General features: G+C 71.6%; 1 protein-coding gene. It reads left to right on the top strand.

The window, feature by feature from the left end:
- Positions 1-4,845: hypothetical protein (locus AC1DVT_RS17885; RefSeq protein WP_477390482.1), on the top strand; the 4,845-nt coding region annotated here is incomplete at both ends.

A 4,845-nucleotide genomic window follows, 5' to 3' on the forward strand; every position in this document is an offset into this window, starting at 1 on the left:
CCGCCGACGGCAGCCACGTCGCCTGGACCACGACCGTCCCGCCCTATGACTTCAGCGCCCCCGCAGCGGCTCTGCCCGAACCCGTCATCCGCTACGAGGAAGTGCTGTGGACGGATTCCCGGACAACGCTCGCGTGCCACGGCCAGGCGCGGCCCTACTCCGACATCGTCGAAGGCACGCAGGCGTCCCTCTCGGCATCCGGACGAACCGTCGCCTACGCCGCAACGGCGCCCGCGCCCAGCTCGATCTTCGCCATGGACACGCACTCGAACACCGGGCTGTCGGTCTCCAACACGCAGGGCTCGCTCGGCACCCCCGGCTTCATGACGCGGATCGACATCGGATCCATTCCGCTCACCTCGCTGCGCGGCTATTCCGCCGCGATCGCGAACGCGCCCATCTACCGCCTGCCCATCTATCGGCTGCCGATCTACCGGCTCCCCATCTACCGGCTCCCGATCTACCGGCTGCTCCTGACGAACTCGCCGATCTACCGACTGCCGATCTACCGGCTCCCCATCTACCGGCTGCCGATCTACCGGCTCGATCTCCCCGGCGGGTGGGATCAGGTGCTCGCGGACACGCCGTACGCCGGCGAGCTCGTGCAGACGGTGACGCTCGACGTGGTGCTCGCCTGGGCCGAGCAGACCCTCGCGGACGCGTCTGCCCAGGAACCCCAGCGCGCCGCCGCCCTGCTCATCCAGAGCCTGACCCTCGAGGACTTCCACCTCGACGGCAGCGGGCTCGACGCCCTCACCCTCGCCTCACTCGTGCTGGGGAACGCATCGCTCGCTCAAGTGCCCATCGCCGGCACGGCATCGACTGCGCTCGAGCGCTGGCAGGCCCTCCTGGATGGGCAGGGGATCGACCTCACGATCGACGACACGTTCGCCCTCGCGGATCTCGACGCGGCCGGTCTCGACATCCAGCGCTCCGGTGTCGATGCCGTCCCCCTGAACACGCTTCCTGCGCAGGACACCCTCCTCTCGGAACTGCGAATGAAGGACCTGTTCCTCGCAGGCACGCCCCTGGGCGCGATCGACGCGTCGGCGCTCACGCTCGCGTCGCGCGACATACTGTTCGGCTACCCCGCGACCGGCCCGATCTCGACCCTCCCCTTCCTGCCGGACGCGACACCGGCCGATCTGGCTGCCGGAGCGCCGGACTCCGTGACCGTCGGCATCCTCCTCATGTCGATGCTCGATGCGCCGAGCTACCCCTGGGAGCAGATCGCGGCGAGCTCGTTCGACCCGAACCTCGCCGAGGCGGGGACGGATTCGACCGGCTGCGACCTCATCCTGCGCTGCGGACAGGTCGCCATCTTCCGGTACACCTTCGACCCCGGCCCCGGTGAGGCCACGACCTTCGCCGCTCCGACCGCGACCCTGACGTCACCCGACGGCACGTCGCCGTACCTGCAGTATCTGTGGGGCTCCGGGCCCGACCGGTCGATCCTCGAAGACCGGCCGCAGTCCGGCGGCGCCAGGGTCGAGGGGGCGCGTGCCGAATTCGCCTTGCCCGACACCGCGGGCGGGACCGTGCTGGCGATCCGGGCGTACTTCACGGTGACGACGAGCCCGGGCGCGCCGAAGGCGACCGGAACGCTGACGAGCGGCGCGCTGACGGCTTCGGACACGATGACGGGCGACGCTCCCGTGCCGACCTTCGACGACCCCGACCACAACCTGGTCAACGGGGTCTGGCAGAACGGCGATCCAGGCGTGCTGCTGGACAGCCAGATCACCTACGAGTGGGTCGCACCGCAGTACCGGCAGCTGAACGACGAGGGCCAGATCATCCAGGGGCCGGCACAGGACGAGGACTACTACCTCGTGAATCCGCCGCCGCCCGGCAAGCGCCTGATCGTCTCGACGAACGCCACCGATGGCCAGATCTCCCTGTCGCTCTACTCCCAGGGCGGGGGACAGTCGGCGCTCGGCGTGCAGGACGCCGGTGTCGTGCCGGGGACGCCCGCCACCGAGCAGAGCGGTCCGGGCGGGCAGCCGGCCGAGTCGGGTGCCGACGCCGGAGTCGAGCTCGCCGGCCAGACGCTGGTCGACCAGGCCGTCGGCGGCGGCGACGGCACCGCGCGGGTGGAGGCGGCATCGATGGATGCCGCAGCCGGCCAGCCTCTGCTTGTGCGGGTGACGAGCGGCAACGGCCGACCCAGCGCCGCGCTCTACTCGCTGCGCGTGCAGTACCTCGACGAACCCGGCGAGACCGCGTGTCCCGCGTACGTGCCCGCCTTCGACACCGACATCACCGCCACCGGCGCCAGCGACCCGGTGACCGGGGCCACGAACACCGTCTACCTCTTCGACACCCGGCGCTTCACCCAGACCTACGGCGAGGCGGCGACCGTCCGGGTGCGCGCAGCCCTCCTCGGCCTGACGAACACCGGCCACGTCGGCACCGGCACGGTCCAGGGCGCCGTGCTGTCAGTCGACGAAGACGCCGCCGTGCGCGCGGCGCGCGCGGCACTGGATGCGAACCCGTGCTCGATGCAGGCGCGCCGCACGCTCACCGCCGCGATCAACGCCTTCGTGTCGGCTGAGCTGGGCGCCGCACGGAGTCAGATCTCCTCGATCGTGATCGTGGGCGGCGACGACATCATCCCGCTCGCGCCGGTGCCGCAGCACACCTCGCAGTTCACCGAGACGAGCCACGCGGCCGACCTGCGCCTCGCCGCGCCGCTGGCAGGCGGCTCCTGCCCGGCCACGCTCAGCGGCGTGGATCCCTGCGCGACGCCGCTCTCCGCGGCGGCCGCGGCATCCGAGATCCTGACCGACGACCCCTACGGACTCGCGCAGGCCTACCAGTCGCTCGGCGGCTACCTCTATGTGCCGACGGTCGCACTCGGCCGGCTCGTGGACGGCCCCGACCAGATCGTGCGCACCGTCGACCGGTTCGTCGCCGCCGGCGGACAGCTCGAAGGCAGCTCGACGCTGACCGGCGGCTACGGAGCGTGGGCGGAGCTCCCTGCCGAGGTGAGCGCCGCGCTGGCCTGGCGCTCCGCGGTGAACCGAACCCTCGGAACGGGCCCGGTCGGCGGAGAGCTCGGCAGCGACGGCGTGTGGAACGCCGGCAACCTCACCAACGGCCTCTTCCCCGCCTCGGGCGGGAGCGCGGCCGTAGTGTCGGTCAACACGCACGCCGACGAGACGCGCATGCTCCCGGGTGTGCTCGGTGCAGAATCGGGCCGCTTCTCCGACTCCGACCTCCTCCTCGCCGCGGGCCACGAGCAGGCCCCTCAACTGGCGGGGAGTCTCATCTTCGGGATCGGCTGTCACGCCGGCAACAACCTCCCCACGGCCTACTACGGCGACACCACCGACTGGGTCGACGTCTTCTCCGACGCCGGCGGCTACGTGGGCAACACCGGCTACGGCCTCGCCAACAACGTCACGACCGCCCTCGGCGAGCGCCTGCTCGCCCTCTACGCCGACTGGATCGGCGTCTCGGTGCACTTGGCGGCGGGTGACGTCCCGGTCTCGGCGGCCGGCGCGCTCACCTACGCGAAGCAGTCCTACCTCGGCGGGCTCGGGCTGTATTCGGGATACGACGAGAAGGCGCTCATGGAGGCCGTCTATTACGGCCTGCCGATGTACACCTTCAAGGGCGCGACGAAGGCCGCACCGCTGCCGGACACCCCCAACCTCACCGTGACCACGGCCGACGGGCTGACCTCGGCAGGGCTGAGCTTCACCCCGTCGTTCGAGACGAAGACGGCGACGAACTCGGCCGGGCAGACGGTGTCCTACCTGACGGCCAACGGCCAGGCGCCGGCAGCGGTCGCCGGTGAGCCCGTCCTCGCCCGTATCGTGACGCCGCTGCCGGCCGTGCCAGGCGACCTCGTGCCGCGCGGAGCGATCCTCACCGCCCTCACCTCGGCGTTCGACGACCAGACGCATGCCGCCATCGCCGAGCCCGGCGTCGGCGTGCCCGAGACCACCGCGACCCGCACCGATCTCGCGTTCCCCTCGACGTTCGCCACCATCACGAGGCAGCAGACCCCTGCCGGGACGGTCCACAACCTGGTCGTGACGCCATCGCGCGTGGAGGTGGGCGCCGGCGGGCAGTCGAGGGTCGAGCGATTCACCGCCTTCGACACCCGCGTCGTCTACGGCCCAGCCGGGTCGACCGACACGACGGGGCCGGTCATCGACGCGCTGAAGGTGCCAGGGCTGGGGCAGGGCGAGATGGCGATCACGGCGTCGGATCCCAGCGGCATCGCCGCCGTCGTCCTCCTCGTCCAACGGCAGGACGAGACTCGAGGCGTCTGGACCCGGGCAGCCGTGAAACCGCCGGTCGCCGGCGGCACCGACCCGGATCTGTGGGTGGCGACCGTGCCGGATGTCCCCTTCCGGTGGATCCTGCAGGTCGTCGACGGAGCCGGCAACGTCACGACCGACACCGCACGAGGACATCTGGATGTCGCAAACGCACCTGCGCCCACGCTCGGCGATCCCGGACCCGACGTCACGATCGCGGCAGGCGAGCGGCTCCTGCGAGCGGTGCCGGTCATCGTCGCGGTCGCCGACGCCGCGCTGACGGCATCCGTCCCCCTCACCACCGCCCGGGGCCTGACCGCGTCCGTCCAGGTGACCGCCGCCGACGGCGGCGTCGTCACGTCGCCCGCCGCGGTGGAGACGGGCCCGGACGGCGCCACCACGCGGGCCCTCATCGATCAGACCTTCACCCGCCCAGGGCACTTCACCGTGACCTTGGCGGTCTGCCGCGCGGACGCCTGCACCCGCACGTCGTTCGCCGTGGACGTGCCTGCGCCGAACGCTCCCCCCGCCGTCCACGTCTCGCTCTCGCCGAGCGATTCCCCCGCCCAGCCGA

The organism is Microbacterium sp. P2_F9 (assembly GCF_056403635.1).